The sequence below is a fragment of the Novispirillum itersonii genome (genome assembly GCF_014205675.1).
Classification (GTDB): domain Bacteria; phylum Pseudomonadota; class Alphaproteobacteria; order Rhodospirillales; family Rhodospirillaceae; genus Novispirillum; species Novispirillum itersonii_A.
The window spans coordinates 191,044-217,115 of record NZ_JACIIX010000003.1; the positions used below are offsets into that span (position 1 = coordinate 191,044).

Sequence of the window (26,072 nt, forward strand, 5' to 3'; positions counted from 1 at the left end):
GTGTCGCCTGATGCGGCCTCTGGCGTGACCGTCTGCTGACCCGCGCCCAGCACGTCCCGGAATTTCTGTCCCTGCGGTTCTGCCCGGCCGGTTTTCACCGGTGGGGGCACCGCCAGACCTGAACCCCGCGCCCCGTCATGCCTCCTCGGTCCGACTGACCGGCGCCCATCACAGAGAAAGAAAATCATGGTTGCCATTACCCTGCCCGACGGCAGTGTCCGCTCCTTCGAAGGCCCGGTTTCCGGTCTTGAGATCGCCAAAAACATCAGCACCAGCCTCGGCAAGGCCGCGCTGGCGGTGTTTGTCGACGGCGACATGTGGGACCTGACCCGGGTGATTGACCGCGATGCCAAGGTGTCGATCGTCACTGCCAAGGACGAATCCGCGCTGGAGCTGCTGCGCCATGACGCCGCGCACATCATGGCGCAGGCAGTGCAGGAACTGTATCCGGGCACGCAGGTCACCATCGGCCCGTCCATCGAAAATGGCTTTTATTACGACTTTGCCCGCGATGAGCCGTTTTCCACCGACGATCTGGAAAAGATCGAGGCACGGATGCGCGACATCGTCGACCGCAAGCTGGAGATCGTCCGCGAGGTGTGGGACCGCACCGAGGCGATTGCCCACTTCGAAGGCATCGGCGAAAAGTACAAGGCCGAGATCATCCGCGATCTGCCGGGTACGGAGACCATCACGGTTTACCGTCAGGGCGACTGGAAAGACCTGTGCCGTGGCCCGCATCTGCCGTCCACCGACAAGCTGGGCAAGGCCTTCAAGCTGACCAAGGTGGCCGGGGCCTACTGGCGCGGCGACGCCAAGAACGCTGTGCTCCAGCGGATCTACGGCACCGCCTGGGCCAACCAGAAGCAGCTTGATGACTACCTGCACATGCTGGAAGAGGCGGAAAAGCGCGACCACCGCCGTCTGGGCAAGGAAATGGACCTGTTCCACTTCCAGCTCGAGGCGCAGGGCGCGGTGTTCTGGCATCCCAAGGGCTGGGCGGTGTACCGTACCCTGCGGACCTATATGCGCAACCGTCTGGAAGCCGCAGGCTATCTGGAAGTGAACACCCCGCAGCTGGTGGACAGCCACCTGTGGGAGCTGTCCGGGCACTGGGCCAACTACCGGGACAACATGTTTGTCACCGGCTCGGAAGATAAGACGCTGGCTGTGAAGCCGATGAACTGTCCGTGCCACATCCAGATCTTCAAGCAGGGCATCAAGTCCTACCGGGATCTGCCGCTGCGCATGGCTGAGTTCGGTGCCTGTCACCGTAACGAGGCCTCCGGGGCGCTGCACGGCCTGATGCGCGTCCGTGCCTTCACGCAGGACGATGCCCACATCTTCTGTACCGATGACCAGATCGAAAGCGAAACGAAGGCGTTCTGTGACCTGCTGCGCAGCGTCTATGCCGACTTCGGCTTCTCTGAGATCAAGGTGAAGTTCTCTGACCGGCCGGAAAACCGTGCCGGGTCTGATGACGTGTGGGACCGCGCCGAGGAAGCCCTGAAGCGCGCCACCGCTGCCGCCGGTATTGAAACCTCGCCGAATCCGGGCGAAGGGGCCTTCTACGGCCCGAAGCTGGAATTCGTGCTGCGCGATGCCATCGGCCGTGACTGGCAGTGCGGAACCCTTCAGGTGGACTATGTGCTGCCGGACCGTCTGGACGCCGACTATGTCGGGGAAGATGGCAACCGTCACCGTCCGGTGATGCTGCACCGGGCGATTCTCGGGTCGTTCGAGCGCTTCATCGGCATCCTGATCGAAAACTTCGCCGGGAAGTTCCCGCTGTGGCTGGCACCGACTCAGGTGGTGGTCACCACCATCACCTCGGACGGCGATGACTATGCCCACACCGTTGCCGCGACCCTGCGCAAGGCCGGTCTGCGGGTGGAAGTCGATACCCGCAACGAAAAAATTAACTATAAGGTCCGTGAACACTCGCACAAAAAAGTGCCGGTTATCGCGGTTGTCGGCAAGCGTGAGGCCGAAGAAGGCAAGGTCGCTCTGCGCCGTTTGGGCGGTGATGCCCAAGAAGTGCTTGCGCTGACTGACGCTGTCGCTAAACTTATGGAAGAAGCGAAGGTGCCGGGTCTCTGACCCGGCACCCTTCCTGCTTCCTGAATAACCGGGGGCGCGGGCCCCTACGACAATCTTCCGAGGGAGAGTGACGCACTCAGATCTGGTCACAGTCTCGCCGGAAGGCGACTGTCGCCGGATCCGCTCTCCTGACTACAACCCGAATTTATGGAGAGGGTTTCATAGCTAGGCCGCCGATGCAGACGCCGCCGTCCAAGGATGGACCGCGCGTCAACGACATGATCACCGCCCAGATGGTTCGCCTGATTGATCAGGATGGCGAACAGGTGGGCGTGGTGCATATCCGCGAAGCTCAGGAAATGGCAGATACGGCAGGTCTCGACCTCGTCGAGATCTCCCCCAATGCCGAGCCGCCGGTGTGCAAGATTCTCGACTATGGTAAGTTCAAGTACGAGAACCAGAAGCGCAAGGCCGAGCAGCGGAAGAAGACCAAGGTCATCGAGGTCAAGGAAATCAAGCTGCGTCCCAACATTGATGACAACGACTATCAGGTCAAAATGCGTGCCCTGAAGCGTTTCATCGAAGAAGGCGACAAGGTGAAGGTGACCCTGCGCTTCCGTGGCCGCGAACTGGCCCACCAGAATCTGGGGATGGATGTCCTGAACCGGGTGAAGGAGGAAACTCTTGATCTGGTGAAGGTCGAACAGCTTCCGAAGATGGAAGGCCGTCAGATGATCATGGTGCTGGCACCCAAGTAAGCCCTGCGATCATCGGGAGGTCCGGTTTCTGCCGGGGACTCCTTACAAAAAAGCCTGTCCAGGTCTTTCGACCGGGCAGGCTTTTTGTTGTTTCACGGCCAGCAGGAAGAAGTGGGAACCGGTTTTATCCCTGCCCGTTCATCCGGCGGATGGTGTTGGTGGTGGACTGGCCGGGTTCCAGCTGGGCGAGGACGACCCGCCCGCCATAGCCCATCACCACATCAGCCCCGACCACGGTTTCCACCGTGTAATCGGCCCCTTTGACCAGAACATCCGGACGCAGGGTGCAGATCAGGTCATAAGGGGTGTCTTCGCCGAAGACGACGACCGCATCCACCATCTGTAGGGCGGCAAGAACGGCGGCGCGGGCGGCTTCGGTCTGGACCGGGCGGGTTTCCCCCTTCAGGCGCTTGACCGAGGCATCGCTGTTCAGGCCGACCACCAGCCGGTCGCAGGCGCTGCGGGCCTGCCGCAGCAGGGCCAGATGGCCGGGATGCAGCAGGTCAAAACAGCCGTTGGTGAAGCCGACCGTCTGGCCGCGCCGCCGCCACAGTTCCGCCTGTTCGGCGGCCCGGTTGCGGTCGAGGATCTTGGCATCGCTGCTTTCAAGGTCCTGATGGTGCAGGGTCTCAATCACCTCATGGGCGGTGACGGCAGCGGTGCCGACCTTGCCGACAACAATCCCGGCGGCGATGTTGGACACTTCCGCGGCTTCCGCCAGCGGCGCACCGCAGGCCAGTGCGGCGGCAAGGGTGGCAACCACGGTATCCCCGGCCCCGGAGACATCGAATACTTCCCGCGCTTCTGCCGGCAGATGGGTGACCGTGCCATCGGACTGCACCAGTGTCATCCCGTCCTGACTGCGGGTGGCCAGCACATTGGTGATGCCGCAGGTGTCGATCAGGTGCCGGGCGGCGGTGATCACGTCGGCATCGGTCTGGGTCGGCAGGCCGGTGGCCTCGTGCAGTTCCTTGCGGTTGGGGGTCACCACCGTGGCCCCCCGGTAAATGGAATAGTCCCGGCCCTTGGGGTCAACCACCACCGGCAGCCCGGCGGCATTGGCCAGATCAATGCTGGAGCGGATCACGTCGTTGGTCAGCACGCCCTTGCCGTAATCCGACAGGATCATCGCCTGACATTGGGTGATATGGGCGGCAATCCCGGCCAACAGCGAGGCTGCCCGTTCCGGGGCGATATCCAGCACCGTTTCGCGGTCAGCCCGCAGCAGCTGCTGGCTTCCGGCCAGATAGCGGATTTTGATGCCGGTCTGGCGGGCGGTCTCAACCTCCAGCATCGGGGTGACCAGCGGCAGGTTTCCCAGCATATCGGCGATTTCCCGCCCGGCGGTATCATCCCCGACCGTGGACAGGAACAGGGCGCGGGCTTTCAGGCCGACCAGATTGCGGACAACATTGCCCGCCCCGCCCAGCATGCTGGTTTCCCGCAGCACCCGCAGCACCGGAATCGGGGCTTCCGGCGAAATCCGGTCAACACTTCCGCTGACGAAACGGTCCAGCATGATGTCGCCAAGACACAGGACGGTGGCGGAGCCAAGGGCGGAAACATGGGCGGCCAGACGGGAATGACGTTCGGACATCAGGAAATTCCATGGTGTGGCGGATGGCGGCAGGCGGACGGTCCGGATTTTTCCGGTGCCCGGTCTCCGTTCTTCGCTTCCGTTCTTAGCATTGTTCCGTCCCGCAGGAAAACCCCGCCCGCAGGAAAACCCCGCTCACAGGAAAACCCCGCTCACAGGAAAACCCCGCTCACAGGAAAACCCCGCTCACAGGAAAACCCCGCTCACAGGAAAACCACGGTCAGCACCGCTTGCTATGGCCTGCCAAGGGCTTTGTTATGTTTGTTTTCCCTCGCTTCGGGGTGGGGGTTCGTTTTACAGTCGGGGCTGGCCGCCGGACGGGATGATCCGCAGCGGCCACCAGAGTTTCCGGTCCCCGGAGTCCAGACAAGGCTGTCCCCAGACAAGGCTGTCCATCGTGTTGTACCGTGATCCTACACACGCCGAGCGCGAACTGATTGATCTGGTTGAACGTGGTGCGAAGACCCCGTCGGGCCGGACCGCCGTGCATCTGCATCTGTCACAGCTGATGCCTGCCCATCGCCCGCCCCAGTATCTGCGGATCGCCGCCCGGCTGTTTGCCCCGATGGAATCCGATGCCGGGCTGCGGGTCTTTTCCATGTCCAACGGCGATATCATGATTATCGGCCGCGACATGCCGGAAGATGAGATCGACCGGATGATCCAGCGGATCAAGTCGCTGTTCAGCCACGATCCGCTGACATGGTCTGATGCCGATGACGAGGACGGGTTTGATCCCTTCGTCACCTGGTATGCCTTCGAGGTGGATCTGGACGAATTGCGTCAGGTGATCAAGGGGCTTCTGGCCGACGCCGAGAAGCGCCGCCGCGACCTGCTGAAAGCACCGCCGCATGCACAGGATCTGACGCCGGAGAAACTGAGCGGGCTGCTGGAGGGGTTGGGGAAAATCAATATCCGCCATCACCTGCGCCGCCAGCCCTGTGTCCGGGTGATGGACCGGAAGGCGGTGATCCTGTTTGAGGAAATTTATACCTCGATGGCGGATCTGCGGAAGGCGGTGGCTCCGGAGACCGATCTGTTTTCCGCCCGCTGGCTGTTTCAGGATTTTTCCCGCAGTCTTGACCGTCTGGTCCTGACCGGCCTGCCCCGGGCCGAGGTGGTACAGGCCCCGAAGCGGATCAGCCTGAACCTGAATCTGGAGACAGTGGAGACCCGCGAATATCAGGTGTTGCGTCAGGTGCTGGGCCCCAAGCCGGTGGTGCTGGAAGTGCAGCTGATCGACGTCTTCACCAATCTGGCAAAATTCCTGAAAGTCCGGGATCAGCTGCGGGCGGACGGAGACGCCATTCTGATCGACAGCCTGACCCCGGCGATGCTTGGGGCGCTGGACATGCGTCAGCTGGATCCGGATTTCGTCAAGATCCAGTGGGCGTCCGACCTGGCAGCCCCCGGGCATCCCGGCTCGGGCGATGAGCTGGGGGATATCGTCGAGGCCCTTGGCGGGGACCGGGTGATCCTGACCCGTTGCGATACCGAACTGGCCATCACCTGGGGCCTGACCCATGGGATTTACACCTTCCAGGGCCGGTTCATGGATGCGATTCTGGGGACGGTCAGCATCAACACCCAGCCGCAGCTGGCCGGGGTGTCCCTGCGGGATTTTGTGCGCTGGCGCAACGCGGTGGACAACGCCACCCGGCATCAGTGCCCGCATCCGCAGGCTTTGGATGCGGTGCAGGAATTTGCCTCTCCGCCCCGGCGGGGGCGGGCGGCCCGGGCTCCGGTGACCCCATCCGGGACAGGAGGTCACTGACCGATGGTACAGCGTCAACCCGAACATCCTCAGGGCGCGGCCCAAGAAAAGCGGCTGCTGTCCGATCTCAAGCTGTCGGCCAGTCAGACCAAGGGCCGGGCGGCGGCGCAGGTGCATCTGTCAAAGCTGGACCCGAAGATGCGTCCGGAACACGCGCTGCGGGCTGTGGAGTCCCATTTTCAGGGGCTGATCCAGCGGGAAGGGGTGCGGATTTACTGGCTGCGCAACTTTGATCTGTTCATCACGTTTAACAGCATCAGCAGTGACAACATCCGCTCGGCACTGGTGAAGTCCAAGTTCCTGTTTGCCGGGGATCCACTGGTTGAGACAGCGCCGCCCGCTGACGGGCCGGATCCCTTTGTCACCTGGTTTTCCTTTGATAAGGATTTTGATGATCTTCTTGCGGCGGTGCGCAAGCTGGTGTCGGAACATCGGGGAGTGTCGGCCCCGGCGCGCCGCCGTCATCGGGCAACCGGAGATATCAAGGAGATTCACCGCGAGGGGGCCGGTCTGACACCGGAGATCCTGAGCCGGGTGGAGTCGGCGTTGATGCGGGCGGATCTGTCCAGCCTGATCCGGCGGCAGGCGGTCTGTGCTGTGGTCGGGCGCAGTGCTCCGGATCCGGTCTTTACCGAAGTGTTTGTCTCGATCTCTGATTTGCGCGCCGCCCTCATTCCGCATGTGGAACTGGCCTCCAACCCGTGGCTGTTCCAGCATATGACCCAGACGCTGGACCGCCGGGTTCTGGCGATGCTGACCCGGCGCGATGATAAAACACTGGCGTCCGGTTTCTCCCTGAACCTGAATGTCGCAACCATCCTGTCCGAGGATTTTCTGAAGTTCGATGACAGCATTGCCCCGGGAAGCCATGGGACTGTGGTGCTGGAGTTGCGTCCGGAAGATATTTTCTCCGACCTTCAGGCCTTTTTCTTTGCCCGTGACTTTACCCGGCAGCGCGGTTACCGGATCTGTATCGACGGCCTGACATGGCGGACCCTGCCGTTTGTGGACGCAAGCCGCCTTGGGGTGGATATGGTCAAGCTACAGTGGGATGATGATCTGCCGATGATCTTACAGAGCAAGGCTGGGGCCCGGACGGTTGAGGCAATCAAGCGGAGTACGCAGGGCCGGATCATTCTGGCCCGCTGCGACGATGAAAAGGCGATTGAGATCGGTCAGGAGATCGGCTTTTCGCTGTTTCAGGGGCGGATTCTGGACAAAATGATGCGCACCTATCTGGTGATGTGATGGCGGCGCTTCCTGACACTCCGGCGATTGCCGTTCATGGGCTGGTCAAACGCTATGGTGCGGTCACGGCGGTGGAGGACCTGACCTTCTCGGTTCCGGCCGGGTCAACCGTTGCCTTGCTCGGTGGAAACGGGGCGGGGAAGACCACCACCCTGTCGATGCTGCTCGGCGTGCTGGAACCGACCGCAGGCAGCATTCACATTTTCGGGAAAGACATGCTGGCGGACCGTCATGCGGTGCTGCCGCGTATGAATTTTTCCAGCCCCTATGTGGATCTGCCGGGGCGGCTGACCATCCGCCAGAACCTGACGATCTATGCGCATCTGTATTCCCTGAGCGATGTCCGGGGCCGGATTGCCCGGCTGGCCGAGGAACTGGACATTGCCACGCTGCTCGACCGCCCGACCGGGCGGCTGTCGGCGGGACAGAAGACCCGGGTGGCACTGGCCAAGGCCCTGCTGAATGATCCGGATCTGCTGATTCTCGATGAGCCGACCGCCAGCCTTGATCCGGACACCGGCGACTGGATCCGCACCTATCTGGAGCAGTATCAGGCCCGCAGCGGCGCAACGATTTTTCTGGCCTCTCACAACATGGCCGAGGTCGAGCGCCTGTGCGATACCGTGCTGATGATGCGCAACGGCGTGATCCGCGATCAGGGGACTCCGGCGGATCTGCTGTCCCGCTATGGCCGGGAGTCGCTGGAAGAGGTGTTTCTGGATATTGCCCGCGACAGGCGGACGGCGGCGGAGGTGGAGGCATGATCAGCCTGCGGCGGATCGGGGCGGTGTGTCTGCGCCATCTTTATACCCTGAAGTCCGGGCCGGTGCGGCTGCTGGAAATGGCCTACTGGCCGACCATGCAGATGATTCTATGGGGGTTTATTTCTTCCTTCTTCACCACGCAATCCTCATGGCTGGCCCAGTCCGCCGGGGCGCTGCTGGCGGCGATGCTGCTGTGGGATGTGCTGTTCCGGGCCAATCTCGGGGTGTCTGTCTCCTTTCTGGAAGAAATGTGGGCCCGCAATCTCGGGCATCTGTTCGTCAGCCCGCTGCGCCCGACCGAATATCTGCTGGCCCTGATGACGATGAGCCTGCTGCGGACCCTGATCGGAATCATTCCGGCGGCGGTTCTGGCGATTCCGTTTTATTCCTACAACGTGTTTTCCATGGGGCTGCCGCTGCTGGTGTTCTTTGCCTGCCTGATGGTGACGGGCTGGAGCCTTGGCATTGCCATCTGCGCCCTGATCCTGCGGTTCGGGCTGGGGGCGGAAAGTCTGGCCTGGGTGGTGGTGTTCGCCTTTGCCCCGATTTCGGGGATCTATTATCCGCTCTCGGTGCTGCCCGGCTGGTTGCAGCCGCTGGCGCTGGCCTTCCCTCCGGCGCATGTGTTTGAAGGCATGCGGGCGGTGCTGTTTGACGGGGTGTTCCAGTGGGGACACCTGTGGGCGGCGGTGGGGCTGAATCTGCTCTATCTGGCGTTGGCGGGCGGCGGGTTTCTGCTGGCTTTTCGCGGTGCCCGCCGTCGCGGAGCCTTGCTCAATCACGGGGAATAAGGAATGCTGCGCCCGGTTTTGACCTGCGGGAGAGCAAGGGTGCAGCGGATTGGGGTGATCGGGGCCGGGGCATGGGGAACGGCACTGGCGCAGACAGCGGTCCGGGCCGGGCGGGACGTGGTCCTGTGGGCCCGGGATGCCGCTGTCGTTGACCAGATCAACCGCGATCATCTGAACCGGGAATACCTGCCCGGCTGCCCGCTGGATCCCGCTTTGGTGGCAACACCGGATCTTGCCGCCGCCTGCGAGGCCGATGCGGTTCTGCTGGTGGTTCCGGCCCAGTTCCTGCGGGCGGTCTGCCGCGATCTGGCACCGCTGTGGCGGCCCGGCAGCCCGGCGGTCCTGTGTTCCAAGGGGATTGAACTCAGCTCCGGCGCATTGATGACCGATGTGGTGCGGGCGGAACTTCCGGCTGGCACCCCGCTGGCCTGTCTGTCCGGCCCGTCCTTCGCGGCGGAAGTGGCCAAAGGTCTGCCGACGGCGGTGACCATCGCCAGTGATGTGGATGGCGTGGCGGAGCAGCTGGTGCAGGCTCTGGGGACCCGCACCTTCCGGCCCTATCATTCAGCGGATCTGATCGGCGCGGAAACCGGCGGGGCGGTGAAGAACGTTCTGGCGATTGCCTGCGGGATTCTGGAAGGGGCCGGGTTGGGGGACAACGCCCGGGCGGCCCTGCTGACCCGGGGGCTGGCGGAAATCACCCGGCTGGGCATCGCCTTGGGGGGGCAGCCGCAGACCTTTATGGGCCTGTCCGGCATGGGCGACCTGATGCTGACCGCGACATCAATGCAGTCCCGTAACTTCTCCCTCGGCTTTGCCCTTGGGCAGGGCCGGGCACTGGCCGAAATTCTGGCGGAACGGAAAGCGGTGACGGAAGGGGTGGCGACGGCGGCGGCGGTGACGGCTCTGGCCCGGCAGCGGGGCATTGATATGCCGCTATGCGCGGCGGTCGATGCCCTGTTGAATCATGGTCAGGCCCTGCCGGAGGTTATCGACGGGCTGTTGACCCGGCCTTTCCGGCAGGAACAGGGCTAAAATCCCGCCTTATGCGTCGGCAGGGCGGAACAGATGACTGTGTTCCCGCCCATACAGGGCGCTGCTGCGGTCTGACCGTCCCTCAAGCACCCGGCCCACCAGAATCAGCGCGGTGCGGGTGACGCCGCCCTCTGCTTTGACCTGATCGCGGATGGTCGAGAGGGTGCCGGTGATGACTTTCTCATCCGGCCAGCTCGCCCGGTAGACCACCGCCACCGGGCAGTCGGCGCCATAGTGCGGCAGCAGATCCCGGACCACCGCCGCCAGATTGTTGATCGACAGATGGATGGCCAGCGTTGCCCGGCTTTGGCCCAGCGTGGCGAGGTCTTCGCCGTCCGGCATGGCAGAGGAGCGGACGGAGGTCCGGGTCAGGATCACCGTCTGGGCCACGTCCGGCAGGGTCAGTTCCCGCTGGAGGGTGGCGGCGGCGGCGGCAAAGGCGGGAACCCCCGGCACGATGTCGTAGGGAATGCCCAGCGCGTCCAGCCGCTGCATCTGTTCCCCGATCGCGCCGTAGATCGACGGGTCCCCGGAATGGACCCGGGCCACATCCTGCCCGGCCCGATGGGCCTGTTCCATCAGCGCAATGATCTCATCCAGATGCAGGGAGGCGGTATCCACCACCGTCGCCCCGGCCGGGGCTGCGGCCACCACCTCTGCCGGAACCAGTGATCCGGCATAGAGGCACACCGGGCAGGACTGGATCAGACGCAGGCCACGGACGGTGATCAGGTCAGGCGCTCCGGGGCCAGCCCCGATAAAGTGGATGGTCATGGTCGGGGGGTTCCACACTGCTCTTGGCTGAACCGGGACAGGTCTGGGATCAGGGGATGTCCGTCAGGACGGCGAGGGCGACAGTACACCCGGCCCCGGTCTGTTTGGCAAGCCAAAGGACGGCGGTCTGCCCCGGTCTGGCCCGGGCCGATGCCGAGGCCAGTGCGGCGGCTTCGGCGACAGACGGTACACCGCTCAGCCGGGCGGCGGCTGACGGTGCAGCCTGCGGAAAACTCCGCAGACTTTCCTCAGAAAACCCGAGGAGCGGCACTGTCAGCATGGCCGCTGTTTCGGTCAGGGCAGGCAGTCTGCACCGGCGGTCAAGGCTGGCCAGCGATATCAGGGTGCCGGTGGCAGGCAGGGCTGCCTCCAGCAGGGCCAGAACATCACGGCTCCGGGCGGAGGCCGTACAGCCGACTCCGGCATAAAGGGCGGGCAGAGAGGAAGGGGCCATCGTAGACATGGCAGCAGTCTATCACAGGCCCTGTTCCGGATTCTGCCCCCGTAAAAACAGTCCGGAACGGCGGTCAGTGCGGGCGCTGCGGCTGTGGTGGCGACGGAGCGGCCTGCGGGGGATTTGCAGGCGGCTTTGCCGCATCACGGTTTTTGGCCCCGGCCACCAGCAGGGCAGCCATCATTGCGGGGGACAGACCACGCCAGATCACCATGTTCAGATCCCTTTCCGGTCCGGTGGACGGAAGTCTTCTGTCATTCCGTGGGGAAAGCCCCCACAGCTGAAGGGATACTAGCACGGAGAAAATGCAATTGCAAATGAGTTGCAAAAATGAAGGGTCCGTCTAGACTTCCTCTGGCCTTGGCCGTGGGACTGACCCTGCGGGCCGGTGTCAGGCAGACTTTTGTCGGATGATCCTCTGACAGGGCTTGCTTGATGCGAATGAATTGCACTATTATCCGCATTAGCCACCATAGCCTGTATTCAACAGCAGGCCGGTCGGGGAGGGATCATGTACGTCTGTCTGTGCAATGACCTGAAATGCCGTGATGTCCGCGCTGCCCGGGACCGTGGGGCCCGCACGCCCGCGCAGGTATTCCGCGCCCATGACACCCGCCCGCAGTGTGGGAAGTGTATCGGCTGCATGAAAGACATCCTCAAGGAAGACCGCCCGGCCGCCTCTCTGGCTCAGGCGTCCTGATCCTCCTCATCCGCGCGAGACAATCAGGCTGAGACCGGCGGTGGTGAAACCAACCGCCAGAAGCCCCTGAATGCCCCGGCGGGCGCGCCCGTACAGGCGGACGGCTGTCGGCGTTGAAAATGCCACCGCATACCCGCAGAAAATCACCAGCCCCAGACCACAGCAACCGCCGACAATCAGCGGCAGATCCCCGGCGGCCCGTTCCGGGTTCAGGGCCAGCGACAGAATGGCACTCCAGGACAGGATGGCTTTCGGGTTGGTCAGATGCATCAGATAGCCCTGCCGGAAGGTTTTCCACAGCCCGGCAGACGCCGATGCAACGGCCTGTTCCGCTGCCGGGGTTGTCTGTCCGGCGGCTTTGGCCGCCTTGACCGCCAGCCACAGCAGATAACAGCCCCCGGCAATCCTGACGGCTGAGAGGGTCCCGGCATGGGTGGCCAGCAGGGCCGTCAGCCCCAGACTGGCCAGCCCGGCCCAGGTCATGGATCCTCCGATCACACCAAGGGCGAGGGTCAGGGCGGGGCGTCGGCCCTGCGCCATCGCCGTGCCCATGATGGCCATCACGCTGGGGCCGGGGCTGGCGGAGGCAAAAATGTAGGTGGCATAAACGGCGGCGAGGGACTCAACGGCCATGGCGGCTCTCCGGGGGTGTGGGGTTACGGGCGGATGCCGGTCATCTGGGTGATGGTCTTTCCGCCGACCCAGAGGGATCCATCCTCACCCCGCCGGATGCTGATCCGGCCCCGGCGGCCCAGACAGGTCCCCTGTGCCGCCTGATAGCCGCTTCCCTGTACCCGGCCGGTCTCAAACATCCACTGGGCGGCGGAGGCATTCAGGCTGCCGGTGATCGGGTCTTCGATCAGGATGCCGCCGGGGGTGCTGAACAGGGCCCGCAGCTCAAACGCGGTCTCATGGCCTTTGGGATAGGGGCCGATCAGGCCGATGTCGATCTGCCGGTCAAAGGACCGGATCGGATTGATGGCGAGCACCGCGTCCGCCGAGTCCAGCAGGACACCGACCCAGCCGGGGCCGTTGTCGATCCAGCGGCAGTCCTGAATGGCGCTGCGGGGAATCCGCAGCAGGGTGGTGATATCCCGCAGCGTGGAGTCGTCCACCGGCCCACCGCGCAGCAGCGGCGGGGCGGAAAAGAACAGCAGTCCGTCCCGCTGACGGATATCGATCAGCCCGGCCCCGCATTCCTGCCGGATCAGGCCGGGGGTTTTCGGGGTTCCGCCCATCTCCAGCCAGGCATGGCAGGTGCCAAGGGTGGGATGCCCGGCAAACGGCAGCTCATGCGACAGGGTAAAAATCCGCACCCGGTAATCGGCATCGGGATGGGTCGGGGGCAGCAGGAAGGTGGTTTCCGACAGGTTCATCCAGCGGGTGATCTGCTGCATGGTCTGGGTGTCCAGATCCTCGGCGGCGGCCACCACCGCCACCGGATTGCCGTCGAATCCGGTGCTGCCAAAGACATCAATCAGGTGAAAGGGGCGGGTCATCGCTCTGCTCCGGTCCTGTAAGGGGGCGTTGGGATGATCCTAGAAAAAACACCGTCGTTCCGGCAGGCACGGTCTGATACGGTTTTGTAAAACTGTACTGATGCAATGAGGGGTACGCTTCATGGCTGTCCTGCCCTTTCCCCAACCGGATGGATCCCGCACGGAACGGGTGATGCAGGGAATCCGCGACCGCATCGACCGCCGGGTTCTGGTGCCGGGGGCGAAGATTCCGTCTGTCCGGGCGATGGCGGATCTGACCGGGGTGTCAAAATCGACGGTGGTGGAGGCCTATGATCGGCTGGTGGCGGAAGGGGTGATCCGCTCCCGTCCGGGATCCGGGTTTTATGTGGCTGCCCCGCTGGCTCCGCTGGCGCTTGACCGGGTCGGGCCGGAGCGGGAACAGGACATTGATCCGCTGTGGATGCTGCGGCAGTCATTGCAGACCAGAAACGGTGCCCTGCTGCCGGGGTGTGGCTGGCTGCCGGAACCATGGTTTGAGGACGACGGGGTCCGCCGGGCCCTGCGGCAGATTGCCCGGGCCGAGGCCGCCCCCGGGGTGTACAGCCCGGCACAGGGGCCGTTGCCGCTGCGGACGGTGTTTGCCCGCCGTCTGTCCGATCAAGGGGTCAGCGTTGGCCCCGACCAGATTCTGCTGACCGACAGCGGGACCCATGCACTGGATCTGATCTGTCGCTTCCTGTTGACCCCGGGGCAGGCGGTTCTGGTGGATGATCCCTGTTACTTCAACTTTCTGGCCCTGCTGCGGGCGCACCGGGTGACGGTGGTGGCGGTGCCGATGACCCCGTCCGGGCCGGATCCGGTGGCGTTTTCCTCGTTGGTGACGGAACACCGGCCCCGGGCCTATCTGACCACATCGGCGGTGCATAACCCGACCGGGGTGACGGTGGCGGCGGCCACGGTGCACCGGATCCTGAAAGTGGCGGATCAGAACGGTCTGGTGGTGATCGAAGATGATATTTTTGCCGACTTTGAGGCGTCCCCCTCCCCCCGCTATGCCGCCTTTGACGGTCTGGACCGGGTGATCCGCATCGGCAGCCTGTCAAAATCCCTGTCCACCGGGGTCCGCTGCGGGTTTATTGCCGCCAATCCGGACTGGATTGCCGCCCTGACCGATCTGCGGATTGCCACCTCAATGGGGGGATCGGCGCTGTCGGCCAATCTGCTCCACACGGTTTTGACCGATGGCAGTTATCGCCGCCATATGGACCGGGTCCGGCACCGTCTTGACCGCTGCCGGGAGGAGACGCTGGCCAGCCTGCGGCGTCTGGGCATGACGGCATGGACCGAACCATCCGCCGGTCTGTTCCTGTGGACCCTGCTGCCGCAGGGGATCGACGCTGTCAGCCTGTCGCGGCGGGCACTGGCCCGGAACATTGTGCTGGCTCCGGGGCCGGTTTTCAGTCCGGCCGGTGGCTGGCGCACCGCCATGCGGGTGAATGTGGCGATGTGGACGCCTCCGGCGCTGGAGGCGTTCTTTCAGGCGGAAGGGCGGGCCGGATCAGCGGAAAACGCCGCCGGATAAGGCTTCCGGCGGCACACCGACCGGGCCGAAATCATTCCGGCCCAGAAATTTCCGGTGTGCCTGTAAGGCCCAGGTCACGGTGGGGAAGGCGAGGTCCTCCCACGGGATCTCTTCCCACCGCACCAGTCTGGTTTCCAGACTTTCCGTACCGGGGGCGTGGTCGGGGCTGTCCATTTCGGCCCGGTAAATCATGTGGACCTGCCCGATCCGCGGCAGGCTGAACAGGCCGATCATCGCCCCGATGGTGACGCGGGCGCAGCCCTCTTCCCACACTTCCCGGGCGGCTCCGGCCTCGGTGGTTTCCCCCAGTTCCATATACCCGGCGGGCATGGTCCAGTAGCCGATCCGGGGCTCAATCGCCCGCCGCACCAGCAGATAGTGGTCCTGCCAGGTGCAGACGGCACCGACGACGATTTTCGGATTCTGATAGTTGATGAAGCCGCAGGTGTCACAGACCAGCCGTTCCCGGTCATCTCCGTCCGGAACCTGAAGGCTGAAGCGTCCGGGGCTGAGGACATCGGACGGAGCGGACATGCTGGAACTCCTGCGGACTGGGCCAGTCCTGATACTGGGGGGAACATCACGGCCCCAGTGTGGCGTTGCATTGCCTGTCCGGCAAGAGTCCTATAAAATGTTTCTGGTTTGTTCACATTTGCATCGTGCTGTCAGGAGAAAACCGTGGGCACCGGGGCACAGCCACAGACAGTCCTGTCACAGACAGTCTTACCACAGGCTGGGGGCGTACAGGCCGCCCTCTGCCGGGAGTGCCTGACGGCGTGGCAGGGCGGGGACACCGGTGAGGAAACAGGCGGGGAAACCCGATGCCCGGCCTGTGGGTCCCGCCGTGTTCTCGCTCACCCGGAGCTGCGGTCGCTGGCCATTGCCCACGTGGACTGTGATTCCTTTTATGCCTCGATTGAGAAACGGGATAATCCGGCCCTGAAAGAGAAGCCGCTGCTGATCGGGGGCACCGGCCCCCGGTCGGTGGTGTCCACCGCCTGCTATCTGGCGCGGAAATACGGCTGCCGGTCGGCAATGCCGATGTACAAGGCGCGGGAGCTGTGCCCGCAGGCGGTGATTTTACCGCCGGATCATGGGAAATACCGGCGGGTCAGCGCGGAAATCCATCATATTTTTGAGCAATATACCGATCTGATTCAGCCGGTGGCGCTGGACGAGGCCTATCTGGATCTGGCCCATCGGGATGATATTCCCGAGGTGCTGGCCAACATCGCCCTGCGGGTGGAGCAGGAAGTGGGGATCAGCGTCTCGATCGGGCTGTCGTACTGTAAATTTCTGGCGAAAATGGCCAGCGACCTTAATAAGCCGCGCGGCTTTTCCATCGTTGGCCGTTCTGAGGCGGTGGCCTTTCTGGCCCCGCAGCCGGTGCGGGCGATCCATGGGGTTGGCCCGGCGCTGGAGCGGAAGCTGATCGAACAGGGGTTTCCCACGGTGGCTGATCTTCAGGCCGCCAGTCCGCTGGATCTGAAGGCCCGGTTTGGCTCGATGGGGCGGCATCTGTGGCATCTGGCCCATGGCGAGGACGACCGCCCGGTCAACACTGACCGCGAGGCCAAATCCATTTCGGCTGAAACCACTTATGATGTTGATCAGTCCGACCCGGAGGCCCTGCTGGCAACCCTTCAGGCACTGGCCGAGCGGGTGGAAACCCGGCTGAAGCGGGCGGATCTGTCGGCCAGCGTGGTGCAGATCAAACTGAAGACCCCGGATTTCCGGCTGCTGACCCGGCAGGCCCGCCTGCCGGACCCGACCCAGCGGGCCAGACAGCTGATGCGCCACGCCGAACCGCTGCTGCGGCGGGAGGCCACCGGCCGGGCGTTCCGGCTGGTGGGCCTGGGCGTTGATGGTCTGGGGCCGTCACAGGCGGCGGATCCGCCAGATCTGTTTTCCCTGTAGAGTCTGTTTTCCCTGTAAGGTCTGCTGACCCGGTAGAGGTTACGCGGTGCGGTTCAGCCACGACAGGATCAGGAACCGGGAAATGGAGTCCCGGCGCGGCAGCGCCCAGCCTTCCCCTTCGGCAAACCAGTTATCGCGGAACGCCCGGATTTCATCCCGGTGGAACCAGCGGGCAGACTCCAGTTCCTTCGGATCGACGGTGATATCCTCGCTGCTGGCGATGGCCTCAAACCCCAGCATCAGCGATCCCGGGAACGGCCACGGCTGGCTGGCGATATAGCGGGCTTCCGAGATCCGGACTCCGGCTTCCTCAAACACTTCGCGGGCCACCGCCTGTTCCAGCGTTTCCCCCGGTTCAACAAACCCTGCCAGCGTTGAGACCGCCCCCGGCGGCCATGCGGCCTGACGGCCCAGCAGGACCCGGTCCTTGCCATCGGTGACCAGCATGATCACCGCCGGATCGGTACGGGGAAAATGCGACGCCCCGCAGTCGGCGTTGTTGCAGCGCAGGACGTGGCCGCCGTCACTCAGGCTGACCGCAGACCCGCAAACACAGCAGAAGCCGGTGCGGCGCAGCCACAGGATCAGTCCCCGGGCGTAGACATGCCGGCTGGCATCGGCTTCGGACATATCCGGGCCATTTTCCCGCAGATCCCGCCAGGTGGCCCCGGCCGGGGTCTGTGCCGGTTCCTCTTCCGCAGTGCCCCAGTCATGGGCAAACACCGGGTTTTCTCCGTCAAGGCCGAGAAAAATGCTTTGTTCCGGAGTGGCACCGATGGCCGTAGGGGACAGCGGCAGGGGGGAGCCGTCGGCAGCGGCCAGATGCTTCGCCCCCCACATCACCAGAACCCGGGCCTGCGGATGGGCCCACAGGGCGGCCAGCCGGGCGGGGTCGGGGCGCAGATGGTGGGCACGGTCAATCGGGGCCTGAGCATAGGAGAGCGGACGGGGAAGCATCAGCCGGTTTCCTGAAAGCGGAGTCTGGCCACAGGTATGGAGCGGTGCGGGCCTCTCTGCAAGAGGTCTGCGATGGCCGGGTGTTTGTTGGTCTGCCGGAATTAAAGTGGATGCCGGGCCGGACGGTGTGATTCCCCCTTGCTATTCTGGCCGCTTCCCCTGATATAGTGCCCTTGGAAGGCTGGCGATGGACGAGCTCCTCGCCAATCGGGTCAGGTCCGGAAGGAAGCAGCCCTAACGAGTTCAGGCTCGGGTCATTGTCCAGTCTTCCACCTTCGCTTTGTCGCCAGTGCGCTGTCGTCCTTATTTCCTCAGCCAGACCAGAAGCCGGCGGATGACCGATCAGACCCTCTCTGCTTCCGGCGCCACTGCTTCCGGTACCTCCGGCCCCGCCGCCTACCGGGTTCTGGCGCGAAAGTACCGCCCCAGTGATTTCACCACCCTGATCGGACAGGATGCGCTGGTGCGCACCCTGTCAAATGCCATGGAGTCCGGCCGTCTGGCGCAGGCCTATGTGCTGACCGGGGTGCGCGGGGTCGGCAAGACCACCACCGCCCGTATTATCGCCCGTGCCCTGAACTGCATCGGCCCGGACGGGCAGGGTGGGCCGACCATTCAGCCCTGCGGGGTCTGTGAGTCCTGCCGGGCGATTGCTGAAGACCGGCACGTTGATGTTATCGAAATGGATGCGGCCAGCCGCACCGGCGTCAACGACATGCGGGAAATTCTGGATGGGGTGCGCTATCGCCCGACCAGTGCCCGCTACAAAGTCTACATCATCGACGAAGTACACATGCTGTCGACGGCGGCCTTCAACGCCCTGCTGAAGACGCTGGAAGAGCCGCCGGAGCATGTGAAATTCATTTTCGCCACCACCGAAATCCGCAAGGTGCCGGTGACGGTGCTGTCCCGCTGTCAGCGGTTTGACCTGCGCCGTGTCGGGGCGGATCTGCTCAGTGGCCATTTCCGCCGGATTGTCGAGGCGGAAGGGGCGGCGGTGGACGATGCGGCGCTGGCTCTGCTGGCCCGTGCTGCCGATGGCAGTGTGCGCGATGGTCTGTCCCTGCTCGATCAGGCGATTGCCCATGCCGGGGCGGTCGGGGGCGGCGGCACGGTGACCGAGGCGCAGGTCCGCGAAATGCTGGGGCTGGCCGACCGGGGGCAGGTGTTTGACCTGTTTGATGCCCTGATGCGCGGCGAAATAGCTGCGGCCTTGACGGTGCTGGCGGACCAGCATGCCGCCGGAGCCGACCCGGTGGTTGTTCTGAATGATCTGCTGGACCTGACCCACTGGCTGACCCGCCTGAAAGCAACGCCGCAGGCGGCGGAAGACCCGATGCTGGGCGAGGCGGAACGGGTGCGGGGCCGGGCGATGGCTGAAAAGCTGTCGATGGCGGTGCTGACCCGGACCTGGCAGATGCTGCTGAAGGCGGTGGCGGAAGCCCGCATGGCCGGAAACCCGATGCAGGCAACCGAAATGGCGCTGATCCGCCTGACCTATGCCGCCGATCTGCCAACCCCGGCGGAGCTGGTGGCCAAGGCTCCGCGCGGTGTGTCCTCCTCTCCGGTTCCTTCCTCTCCGGCTCCTCCCTCTCTGGCAGCCTTGCCGTCCTCCGGTCCACCGGCTGCCCTGTCGGCACCTCCGGCCGGGGAGGGGGTGCCGCGATCCCGACCCACTCCCGGACCCCAGCCGCAGGCGGCGCGGTCACCGCTGCCACCTTCCGGCCCGGCGATGGTGCCGCCGTGGGAAGAAATGCCCTCCGCCGTTCCGGTCTACGATGGCCCGCCGGATCTGCCGCCGTCGATGGCGGGCGGACTGCCGCACCCCTCCGGCGGGGCGGCTCCCGGTGGTGGAACACCGCCACCGCCGACCTTCGACAAATTGGTGGCGCTGTTCAAAACCCGGCGGGAAGCGGTGCTGTCGGTGCATCTGGAACGGGATGTGCATCTGGTGCAGTACGCGCCGGGACGGCTGGAATACCGGCCGACTCCGCAGGCGCCCGCCGATCTGGCAACCCGGGTTTCCAAGTGTCTGACGGCGTGGACCGGACTGCGCTGGGCGGTGATGACATCGACGGCGGCCGGGGACCCGACCCTGTTTGAGCAGACGATGACCGGGGCCAAGGCGCATCCGCTGATACAGGCGGCCTTGCGTGCCTTCCCGTCTGCCAGTATTGGAACCATCAGGGATCTGGAACCGTCGGATGATCTGGCCGGGTCTGCCGGACCGTTTGTGCCGGTGATGATGCCGGATGCCGATGAAACCGCCGAGTTCGGCGGTGACTTTGACTGATTAGGAACGGAGAGCGAAAGCCATGAAAAACCTTGGCAATCTGATGAAGCAAGCCCAGCAGATGCAGCAGAAGATGACTGAAATGCAGGCGAAGCTGGCGGAAACCGAGGTGACCGGCAGCGCTGGCGGCGGCATGGTTCAGGTGACCCTGAACGGCAAGGGCGACATGAAGAAGATCGTCCTTGAGGCGCAGGCCGTGGATCCGGAAGACAAGGAAACCCTGGAAGACCTGATTCTGGCCGCCCACAACGATGCCAAGCAGAAGGCTGAGGCGATGATGGCCGCCGAAATGCAGAAGGTGACCGGGGGCCTGTCCCTGCCGCCGGGCCTGAAGCTGCCGTTCTGATCCGGATCGGGGAGGGGCCACCATGGCCGGTGCCGAAATTGACCGCCTGATGCAGATTTTTGCCCGCCTGCCCGGGTTGGGGCCGCGTTCGGCCCGGCGGGCGGTGCTGCACCTGCTGAAACGGCGGGAAACGGCGCTGGACCCCTTCCTGTCCGCCCTGACCGATGTGCGGGACCGGGTGCGGTCCTGCTCGGTCTGCGGCAACCTTGATACCTGCGACCCCTGTGCCGTCTGCGCCGATCCGCGCCGGGACCCCGGTCTGCTGTGTGTGGTGGCGGATGTGGATGACCTGTGGGCGCTGGAACGCACCCGGGCTTTTCCCGGCCGTTACCACGTTCTCGGCGGGGTGCTGTCGGCCCTCGATGGCATCGGGCCGGAAGACCTGAGTGTGGCGGCGCTGGTCAAGCGGGCGGCGGCGCAGGAGGTGGCGGAGGTGATTCTGGCCCTGTCCGCCACCGTGGATGGCCAGACCACCGCCCATTATGTGGCCGACCGCCTGCGGGACTGCTCTGTCCGGATTTCCGGGCTGGCCCATGGGGTGCCGATCGGCGGGGAGCTGGACTATCTTGACGACGGCACCCTCAGTCAGGCCCTGCGCGCCCGCCGCCCGGTCTGATGCCCTGTTTCCTCCCGCGCGGCGATGGACCCTGATGGCACATCATGGCTGATGATCCCCTTTCCCTGTACCGGGCCCGTCTGGCCCGGGGTGAGCTGAGCCCGGATCCGGTTCAGGAGCTGGCCGCGAAGAAACTTTCGGCTCTGTTTCATGCTCTGAAGGAGTATCAGCCGGTGGCGGAGCCGACCGGCTGGCGGGCCCGGCTGGGATTGGCAAAGCGGGTGGAAGCCCCGCCGCCGCCGCGTGGACTGTACCTGCATGGTCCGGTCGGGCGCGGTAAATCCATGCTGATGGATCTGTTTGTCAGCACCGCGCCGGTGCAGGCCTGCCGCCGGGTGCATTTCCACGAATTCCTGCGGGATTTCCATGCTGCCCTGCATCAGTGGCGGCAGCAGAAAGGGCGGGATGAGGCGGATCCGATCCCGCCGCTGGCCCGCAAGATCGCGGAAGAAAGCTGGCTGCTGTGTCTGGACGAGCTGGAAATCCGTGACATCGCCGATGCGATGGTGGTCGGGCGGATCTTTGACGAACTGTTCAAGGCCGGGGTTGTGGTGGTCACCACCTCCAACCGCGAACCCGATGACCTGTACAAGGACGGCCTCCAGCGCGACAGATTCTTGCCGTTCATTGCCCTGATCAAGCAGAAGTTCGATCTGGTCGAGCTGGCCTCGCCCACCGATTACCGCCTTGGCCGGGTCAAGGGGGCGCCGGTTTATCAGCAGCCGCTGGGGGCACAGGCCACCGCGGCGCTGGATGATCTCTTCCGGCGGATGACCGCCGGGGCCCCGGTCGGACCGGCGACAGTGTCGGTGATGGGGCGGGCGCTATTGGTTCCGCGATCGAGCGGAGAGGTCGCAAGGTTCACTTTTTCTGATCTCTGCGAGCGTCCGCTGGCCGCAAATGACTATCTCCATATCGCTTCGTTATATGATGTGGTGTTTATCGATAACGTTCCGTTATTGGGTCCGGCCAACCGCGATGCTGCCCGGCGGTTCGTTATGCTGATTGATGCTCTCTACGATCACCGGACTTTGGTGGTGATCTCGGCGGAGGCGGCACCGGAGGTGCTCTATCCCGAAGGGGACGGTGCCTTTGAATTTCAACGCACGGTATCCCGCTTGATGGAGATGCAGGCTGAGTCCTACATCGGTCAGAAGCATCTGGCCTGATCGGCACGGGGCCGGTCCGATCCGCGCCGCTGCGCGGAAACCGACAGAAAAATGACAGAAGCCGCCTGTGGACCTCCCGCAGGCGGCTGCTTTTCTGAACAGCCCCAGGGTGGCGGGGCGGGGCGGCGGGGCAGGGGGGAAACGGGCAGGGAAACCCACCCCACCTCCCTACCCGGAGTGGCTACCCGTTCGGGCGGGTTTCTGGGGGTTTCGCAGAATCCTGCGGCACCGCTCCGGGGGGGAGGCCAATACAAGTTCTTATGGCGGGAAAACGAGGAATAATCTTGCGTGAAGCCGGAAAAGAAACCGGCGCAAAGCAAGCAATCGCCTTGCTTTCTTACTGGAATCGCGCTACCAAAAGCCGCCCATAAGGGTTGCCGACTCGATTGTGGTGCAGCGCTCCGGGTGGCCCGGACAGGATGATGCGGTGCAGTATCCGAACGTCCTGTCTGGCCGGTGTCCCTGGCCGGTGAGCAGCGAGGCGGTGAAGACATTTCTTTTCTCTGGCCCAATCTCATTCGAGGGGACATTCAATGGCACGCAAGAAGATCGCTCTGGTCGGTGCTGGTAACATCGGCGGCACCCTGGCGCATCTGATCGGTCTGAAGGAACTGGGCGACGTCGTCCTGTTCGACATCGCTGAAGGCATTCCGCAGGGCAAGGGGCTCGATATTGCCGAGTCCACCCCGGTCGAAGGTGTCGATGCCGCCTATACCGGCGTGACCAACGACTACACCGCCCTGAAGGGCGCTGACGTGGTGATCGTGACCGCTGGCGTGCCGCGCAAGCCGGGCATGTCCCGTGACGACCTGATCGAAATCAACGCGAAGGTCATGGCCTCCGTCGGCAAGGGCATCAAGGAAAACTGCCCGGGTGCCTTCGTGATCGTCATCACCAACCCGCTGGACGCGATGGTGTGGGTGCTGCGCGAGGCCTCCGGCCTGCCGCACAACAAGGTCGTCGGCATGGCCGGCGTGCTGGACTCCGCCCGCTTCCGCTACTTCCTGGCCGAAGAATTCAAGGTCTCCGTCAAGGACGTCACCGCCTTCGTGCTGGGCGGCCATGGCGACACCATGGTTCCGCTGACCCGCTACTCCACCGTCGCCGGTATTCCGCTGCCGGATCTGGTGAAGATGGGCTGGACCTCGCAGGAAAAGCTGGACCAGATCGTGCAGCGCACCCGTGACGGCGGCGCCGAGATCGTCGGTCTGCTGAAGACCGGTTCCGCTTTCTACGCTCCGGCGGCCTCCGCCGTGCAGATGGCTGAGTCGTACCTGAAGGATCAGCGCCGCGTTCTGCCGTGCGCCGCCTGGGTTGAAGGTCAGTATGGCCTCGACGGCATCTACGTCGGCGTGCCGGTGATCATCGGCGAAAACGGCGTGGAAAAGGTTGTCGAGATCGAGCTGAACGCCGACGAAGTCACCATGTTCAACGCGTCCGTTGATGCGGTGCGCGGCCTGCTCGCCAAGTCCCAGGAACTGATGCCGAAGGACTGAGGTCCTTCAGGGATCGGTCCTGACGGATCGTCCCCGGGGCGGATCTGCGGCATGGATGTGCGCGCCGCCCCGGGGGCCTTCATACAAGACAAGCCAACCAAGAGAAGGCTGATCAGATGAACATTCATGAGTATCAGGCGAAGGAACTGCTGAAGAAGTTCGGCGTTCCGGTGCTGGCCGGTGGTGTTGCCTACACCGCCGAGGAAGCCGAGAAGGTGGCTCAGGGCCTGACTTCCCCGGTTTTCGTGGTGAAGTCCCAGATCCACGCCGGTGGCCGTGGCAAGGGTAAGTTCAAGGAAGCGTCCGCGGGTGACAAGGGCGGCGTGCGCGTCGTCAAGACCGCCGCTGACGTCAAGGAAAACGCCGGGCAGATGCTGGGCGCCACCCTGGTGACCCACCAGACCGGCGCTGAAGGCAAGCAGGTCAAGCGCGTCTACATCGAGTCCGGCTGCGACATCAAGCGCGAGCTGTACCTGTCGATGCTGGTGGACCGCGCCAGCTCCCGCGTTTCCGTGATGGTCTCCACCGAAGGTGGGATGGACATCGAGGAAGTCGCCGCCCACACCCCGGAAAAGATCATCGTTCAGGATATCGATCCGGCTTCGGGTATCTCCGGCTTCCACTGCCGCAAGCTGGCGTTCGCGCTGGGTCTGGAAGGCAAGCAGGTCGGGGCTTTCACCAAGCTGATGACCAACCTGTACAACTGCTTCCTCGGTCTGGATGTCGCCCTGCTGGAAATCAACCCGCTGGTCGTGACCGGTGAAGGCGATGTCATTCCGCTGGACTGCAAGATGTCCTTCGATGACAACTCGCTGTACCGCCACAAGGACATCGAGGAAATGCGCGATGAGGACGAAGAAGATCCGTCCGAAATCGAAGCGGCCCAGCACTCGCTGAACTACATCAAGCTCGATGGCGAAATCGGCTGCATGGTGAACGGCGCCGGTCTGGCGATGGCCACCATGGACATCATCAAGCTGTATGGCGGTTCCCCGGCCAACTTCCTTGACGTCGGCGGCGGCGCCACCAAGGAACGCGTGACCACCGCCTTCAAGATCATCCTGCGTGATCCGAACGTGAAGGGCATTCTGGTCAACATCTTCGGCGGCATCATGCGCTGCGACGTCATCGCCGAAGGCGTGATTGCCGCTGCCCGTGAAGTGTCCCTGAACGTGCCGCTGGTGGTGCGTCTGGAAGGCACCAACGTCGAACTCGGCAAGAAGATCATGAGTGAATCCGGTCTGCCGATCATTGCCGCCGACAATCTGGCGGATGCGGCCGAAAAGGTCGTCAAGGCCGTGAAGGAGGCGAAGTAATGGCTGTTCTCATTGGTAAGGACACCAAGGTCATCTGTCAGGGCTTCACCGGCGCGCAGGGGACCTTCCACTCCGAACAGGCGATTGCCTACGGCACCAAGATGGTTGGCGGCGTGACCCCCGGCAAGGGCGGCACCAAGCACCTCGACCTGCCGGTGTTCGACACCGTGGCCGAAGCGAAGGAACGCACCGGGGCGAATGCCACCGTGATCTACGTTCCGCCGCCGTTCGCCGCTGATGCCATCCTCGAAGCGATCGACGCCGAGCTGGAACTGGCCGTCTGCATCACCGAAGGCATTCCGGTGCTGGACATGGTCCGCGTCAAGCGCGCGCTGGTCAATTCCAAGACCCGCCTTGTCGGTCCGAACTGCCCGGGTGTCATCACCCCGGGTGAGTGCAAGATCGGCATCATGCCGGGCCACATCCACATGCGCGGCAAGATCGGTGTGGTCTCCCGCTCCGGCACCCTGACCTATGAAGCCGTGGCCCAGACCACTGCTGCCGGTCTCGGCCAGTCCACCTGCATCGGCATCGGTGGCGACCCGGTCAACGGCACCAATTTCATCGACTGCCTGGAAATGTTCCTGGCTGACGAGGAAACCCAGGGCATCATCATGATCGGTGAAATCGGGGGCTCCGCTGAAGAAGAAGCCGCTGAGTTCATCAAGCAGAGCAAGGTGAAGAAGCCGATGGTCGGCTTCATCGCCGGTGTCACCGCCCCGCCGGGCAAGCGCATGGGCCATGCCGGTGCGATCATTTCCGGCGGTAAGGGCACTGCCGATGCCAAGATGGACGCCATGCGTTCCGCCGGCATCGTGGTGGCTGACAGCCCGTCGGCTCTGGGCAGCACCATGCTCCAGCTGATGAAGGGCTAAGGTCCTGACGGAAGGCCCGGACGGATCCGGCGGACTTTCTGTTCCGCCGGGCTTGTCCGGGCCGTCCGGCAAAACCATGTACCGTTTCCCGGGAGGGCTGATCCTCTGTG

The 26,072-nt window shown here is 64.0% G+C and carries 25 protein-coding genes and 1 other RNA gene; 18 read left to right on the forward strand and 8 right to left on the reverse strand.

The window, feature by feature from the left end; translation table 11 throughout:
* Positions 1–186: 186 nt before the first annotated feature.
* Positions 187–2,100: a threonine--tRNA ligase gene (gene thrS / locus FHS48_RS05940; RefSeq protein WP_184262348.1), complete on the forward strand. Its 1,914-nt coding sequence runs from the start codon at positions 187–189 to the stop codon at positions 2,098–2,100.
* Between the two features lie 176 nt (positions 2,101–2,276).
* Positions 2,277–2,798: a translation initiation factor IF-3 gene (gene infC, locus FHS48_RS05945; RefSeq protein WP_184262350.1), complete on the forward strand. Its 522-nt coding sequence runs from the start codon at positions 2,277–2,279 to the stop codon at positions 2,796–2,798.
* A gap of 124 nt (positions 2,799–2,922) precedes the next feature.
* Here infC and rfaE1 read toward each other — a convergent pair whose 3' ends face one another.
* On the reverse strand, positions 2,923–4,395 hold the full coding sequence (rfaE1, locus tag FHS48_RS05950; protein ID WP_184262352.1) for a D-glycero-beta-D-manno-heptose-7-phosphate kinase: 1,473 nt from the start codon (positions 4,393–4,395) through the stop codon (positions 2,923–2,925).
* 397 nt (positions 4,396–4,792) lie between these two features.
* On the opposite strand from rfaE1, the gene FHS48_RS05955 reads away from it, so the two are divergent.
* The 5 genes from FHS48_RS05955 to FHS48_RS05975 are packed head-to-tail and all read left to right on the forward strand — an operon-like array spanning position 4,793 to position 10,007.
* Positions 4,793–6,169 carry a hypothetical protein gene (locus tag FHS48_RS05955; RefSeq protein WP_184262354.1) on the forward strand — a complete coding sequence of 459 codons (1,377 nt, stop codon included), beginning with the start codon at positions 4,793–4,795 and terminating at the stop codon, positions 6,167–6,169.
* A 3-nt stretch (positions 6,170–6,172) separates the two neighbouring features.
* A complete protein-coding gene (locus FHS48_RS05960) occupies positions 6,173–7,417 on the forward strand; it encodes an EAL domain-containing protein (protein ID WP_184262356.1) in 1,245 nt (414 codons plus the stop codon).
* Positions 7,417–8,181 carry an ABC transporter ATP-binding protein gene (locus tag FHS48_RS05965; protein ID WP_184262358.1) on the forward strand — a complete coding sequence of 255 codons (765 nt, stop codon included), beginning with the start codon at positions 7,417–7,419 and terminating at the stop codon, positions 8,179–8,181. Before FHS48_RS05960 ends, FHS48_RS05965 begins: the two co-directional genes overlap by 1 nt.
* Complete coding sequence (locus tag FHS48_RS05970) at positions 8,178–8,972, forward strand: ABC transporter permease (RefSeq protein WP_184262360.1); 795 nt, start codon at positions 8,178–8,180, stop codon at positions 8,970–8,972. The genes FHS48_RS05965 and FHS48_RS05970 overlap by 4 nt, the downstream gene beginning before the upstream one ends.
* A gap of 3 nt (positions 8,973–8,975) precedes the next feature.
* Positions 8,976–10,007, forward strand: a complete 1,032-nt coding sequence (locus FHS48_RS05975; RefSeq protein WP_184262361.1) for an NAD(P)H-dependent glycerol-3-phosphate dehydrogenase — start codon at positions 8,976–8,978, stop codon at positions 10,005–10,007.
* Between the two features lie 9 nt (positions 10,008–10,016).
* Here the strand turns inward: FHS48_RS05975 and cobM are convergent, their stop codons facing one another.
* The 3 genes from cobM to FHS48_RS05990 all read right to left on the reverse strand — a co-directional run bounded on the left by cobM (position 10,017) and on the right by FHS48_RS05990 (position 11,449).
* Positions 10,017–10,781, reverse strand: coding sequence for a precorrin-4 C(11)-methyltransferase (gene cobM / locus FHS48_RS05980; RefSeq protein WP_184262363.1), 765 nt, complete (start codon positions 10,779–10,781; stop codon positions 10,017–10,019).
* A 49-nt stretch (positions 10,782–10,830) separates the two neighbouring features.
* Positions 10,831–11,244: a cobalamin biosynthesis protein gene (locus FHS48_RS05985; RefSeq protein WP_184262365.1), complete on the reverse strand. Its 414-nt coding sequence runs from the start codon at positions 11,242–11,244 to the stop codon at positions 10,831–10,833.
* A 64-nt stretch (positions 11,245–11,308) separates the two neighbouring features.
* Positions 11,309–11,449 (reverse strand): hypothetical protein, encoded by a 141-nt coding sequence (locus tag FHS48_RS05990; RefSeq protein ID WP_184262367.1) that lies wholly within the window; start codon positions 11,447–11,449, stop codon positions 11,309–11,311.
* Between the two features lie 297 nt (positions 11,450–11,746).
* On the opposite strand from FHS48_RS05990, the gene FHS48_RS05995 reads away from it, so the two are divergent.
* Entirely contained in the window at positions 11,747–11,935 is a 189-nt protein-coding gene (locus FHS48_RS05995) for a (2Fe-2S)-binding protein (RefSeq protein WP_184262370.1), read from the forward strand.
* A 6-nt stretch (positions 11,936–11,941) separates the two neighbouring features.
* On the opposite strand, the gene FHS48_RS06000 is transcribed toward FHS48_RS05995, so the two are convergent.
* A complete protein-coding gene (locus FHS48_RS06000; protein WP_184262372.1) occupies positions 11,942–12,568 on the reverse strand; it encodes a LysE family translocator in 627 nt (208 codons plus the stop codon).
* 23 nt (positions 12,569–12,591) lie between these two features.
* Positions 12,592–13,434 (reverse strand): PhzF family phenazine biosynthesis protein, encoded by an 843-nt coding sequence (locus tag FHS48_RS06005; protein ID WP_184262374.1) that lies wholly within the window; start codon positions 13,432–13,434, stop codon positions 12,592–12,594.
* Between the two features lie 121 nt (positions 13,435–13,555).
* Between FHS48_RS06005 and FHS48_RS06010 the strand changes: the two genes are divergently transcribed.
* Complete coding sequence (locus tag FHS48_RS06010) at positions 13,556–14,977, forward strand: aminotransferase-like domain-containing protein (RefSeq protein ID WP_184262376.1); 1,422 nt, start codon at positions 13,556–13,558, stop codon at positions 14,975–14,977.
* On the opposite strand, the gene FHS48_RS06015 is transcribed toward FHS48_RS06010, so the two are convergent.
* Positions 14,954–15,511 (reverse strand): NUDIX hydrolase, encoded by a 558-nt coding sequence (locus tag FHS48_RS06015; RefSeq protein WP_184262378.1) that lies wholly within the window; start codon positions 15,509–15,511, stop codon positions 14,954–14,956. The two genes, FHS48_RS06010 and FHS48_RS06015, sit on opposite strands and share 24 nt — an antisense overlap.
* Positions 15,512–15,655: 144 nt before the next feature.
* Between FHS48_RS06015 and FHS48_RS06020 the strand changes: the two genes are divergently transcribed.
* Entirely contained in the window at positions 15,656–16,894 is a 1,239-nt protein-coding gene (locus tag FHS48_RS06020) for a DNA polymerase IV (protein ID WP_311769092.1), read from the forward strand.
* 39 nt (positions 16,895–16,933) lie between these two features.
* On the opposite strand, the gene nudC is transcribed toward FHS48_RS06020, so the two are convergent.
* Complete coding sequence (nudC, locus tag FHS48_RS06025; RefSeq protein WP_184262380.1) at positions 16,934–17,851, reverse strand: NAD(+) diphosphatase; 918 nt, start codon at positions 17,849–17,851, stop codon at positions 16,934–16,936.
* A gap of 176 nt (positions 17,852–18,027) precedes the next feature.
* On the opposite strand from nudC, the gene ffs reads away from it, so the two are divergent.
* From ffs to sucD, 8 genes are all read left to right on the forward strand, one after another.
* Positions 18,028–18,124: signal recognition particle sRNA small type (gene ffs, locus FHS48_RS06030), an RNA gene on the forward strand.
* A 61-nt stretch (positions 18,125–18,185) separates the two neighbouring features.
* Entirely contained in the window at positions 18,186–20,144 is a 1,959-nt protein-coding gene (locus FHS48_RS06035) for a DNA polymerase III subunit gamma/tau (protein ID WP_184262382.1), read from the forward strand.
* Positions 20,145–20,166: 22 nt separating this feature from the next.
* On the forward strand, positions 20,167–20,490 hold the full coding sequence (locus tag FHS48_RS06040) for a YbaB/EbfC family nucleoid-associated protein (protein WP_184262384.1): 324 nt from the start codon (positions 20,167–20,169) through the stop codon (positions 20,488–20,490).
* Positions 20,491–20,512: 22 nt separating this feature from the next.
* Positions 20,513–21,106, forward strand: a complete 594-nt coding sequence (recR, locus tag FHS48_RS06045; RefSeq protein WP_184262385.1) for a recombination mediator RecR — start codon at positions 20,513–20,515, stop codon at positions 21,104–21,106.
* Positions 21,107–21,150: 44 nt separating this feature from the next.
* A complete protein-coding gene (gene zapE / locus FHS48_RS06050; RefSeq protein ID WP_184262386.1) occupies positions 21,151–22,275 on the forward strand; it encodes a cell division protein ZapE in 1,125 nt (374 codons plus the stop codon).
* A gap of 533 nt (positions 22,276–22,808) precedes the next feature.
* Positions 22,809–23,771 (forward strand): malate dehydrogenase, encoded by a 963-nt coding sequence (gene mdh / locus FHS48_RS06055; RefSeq protein WP_184262387.1) that lies wholly within the window; start codon positions 22,809–22,811, stop codon positions 23,769–23,771.
* A gap of 116 nt (positions 23,772–23,887) precedes the next feature.
* Positions 23,888–25,087 (forward strand): ADP-forming succinate--CoA ligase subunit beta, encoded by a 1,200-nt coding sequence (sucC, locus tag FHS48_RS06060; protein WP_019645134.1) that lies wholly within the window; start codon positions 23,888–23,890, stop codon positions 25,085–25,087.
* A complete protein-coding gene (gene sucD, locus FHS48_RS06065) occupies positions 25,087–25,962 on the forward strand; it encodes a succinate--CoA ligase subunit alpha (protein WP_184262388.1) in 876 nt (291 codons plus the stop codon). Before sucC ends, sucD begins: the two co-directional genes overlap by 1 nt.
* Positions 25,963–26,072: the final 110 nt, after the last annotated feature.

Coding starts and splice junctions, on each gene's coding strand:
- thrS (WP_184262348.1), top strand. CDS start 187: ATGGTTGCCATTACCCTGCCCGACGGCAGTGTCCGCTCCTTCGAAGGC.
- infC (WP_184262350.1), top strand. CDS start 2,277: ATGCAGACGCCGCCGTCCAAGGATGGACCGCGCGTCAACGACATGATC.
- rfaE1 (WP_184262352.1), bottom strand. CDS start 4,395: ATGTCCGAACGTCATTCCCGTCTGGCCGCCCATGTTTCCGCCCTTGGC.
- FHS48_RS05960 (WP_184262356.1), top strand. CDS start 6,173: ATGGTACAGCGTCAACCCGAACATCCTCAGGGCGCGGCCCAAGAAAAG.
- FHS48_RS05965 (WP_184262358.1), top strand. CDS start 7,417: ATGGCGGCGCTTCCTGACACTCCGGCGATTGCCGTTCATGGGCTGGTC.
- FHS48_RS05970 (WP_184262360.1), top strand. CDS start 8,178: ATGATCAGCCTGCGGCGGATCGGGGCGGTGTGTCTGCGCCATCTTTAT.
- FHS48_RS05975 (WP_184262361.1), top strand. CDS start 8,976: ATGCTGCGCCCGGTTTTGACCTGCGGGAGAGCAAGGGTGCAGCGGATT.
- cobM (WP_184262363.1), bottom strand. CDS start 10,781: ATGACCATCCACTTTATCGGGGCTGGCCCCGGAGCGCCTGACCTGATC.
- FHS48_RS05985 (WP_184262365.1), bottom strand. CDS start 11,244: ATGTCTACGATGGCCCCTTCCTCTCTGCCCGCCCTTTATGCCGGAGTC.
- FHS48_RS05990 (WP_184262367.1), bottom strand. CDS start 11,449: ATGGTGATCTGGCGTGGTCTGTCCCCCGCAATGATGGCTGCCCTGCTG.
- FHS48_RS05995 (WP_184262370.1), top strand. CDS start 11,747: ATGTACGTCTGTCTGTGCAATGACCTGAAATGCCGTGATGTCCGCGCT.
- FHS48_RS06000 (WP_184262372.1), bottom strand. CDS start 12,568: ATGGCCGTTGAGTCCCTCGCCGCCGTTTATGCCACCTACATTTTTGCC.
- FHS48_RS06005 (WP_184262374.1), bottom strand. CDS start 13,434: ATGACCCGCCCCTTTCACCTGATTGATGTCTTTGGCAGCACCGGATTC.
- FHS48_RS06010 (WP_184262376.1), top strand. CDS start 13,556: ATGGCTGTCCTGCCCTTTCCCCAACCGGATGGATCCCGCACGGAACGG.
- FHS48_RS06015 (WP_184262378.1), bottom strand. CDS start 15,511: ATGTCCGCTCCGTCCGATGTCCTCAGCCCCGGACGCTTCAGCCTTCAG.
- nudC (WP_184262380.1), bottom strand. CDS start 17,851: ATGCTTCCCCGTCCGCTCTCCTATGCTCAGGCCCCGATTGACCGTGCC.
- FHS48_RS06035 (WP_184262382.1), top strand. CDS start 18,186: ATGACCGATCAGACCCTCTCTGCTTCCGGCGCCACTGCTTCCGGTACC.
- FHS48_RS06040 (WP_184262384.1), top strand. CDS start 20,167: ATGAAAAACCTTGGCAATCTGATGAAGCAAGCCCAGCAGATGCAGCAG.
- recR (WP_184262385.1), top strand. CDS start 20,513: ATGGCCGGTGCCGAAATTGACCGCCTGATGCAGATTTTTGCCCGCCTG.
- zapE (WP_184262386.1), top strand. CDS start 21,151: ATGGCTGATGATCCCCTTTCCCTGTACCGGGCCCGTCTGGCCCGGGGT.
- mdh (WP_184262387.1), top strand. CDS start 22,809: ATGGCACGCAAGAAGATCGCTCTGGTCGGTGCTGGTAACATCGGCGGC.
- sucC (WP_019645134.1), top strand. CDS start 23,888: ATGAACATTCATGAGTATCAGGCGAAGGAACTGCTGAAGAAGTTCGGC.
- sucD (WP_184262388.1), top strand. CDS start 25,087: ATGGCTGTTCTCATTGGTAAGGACACCAAGGTCATCTGTCAGGGCTTC.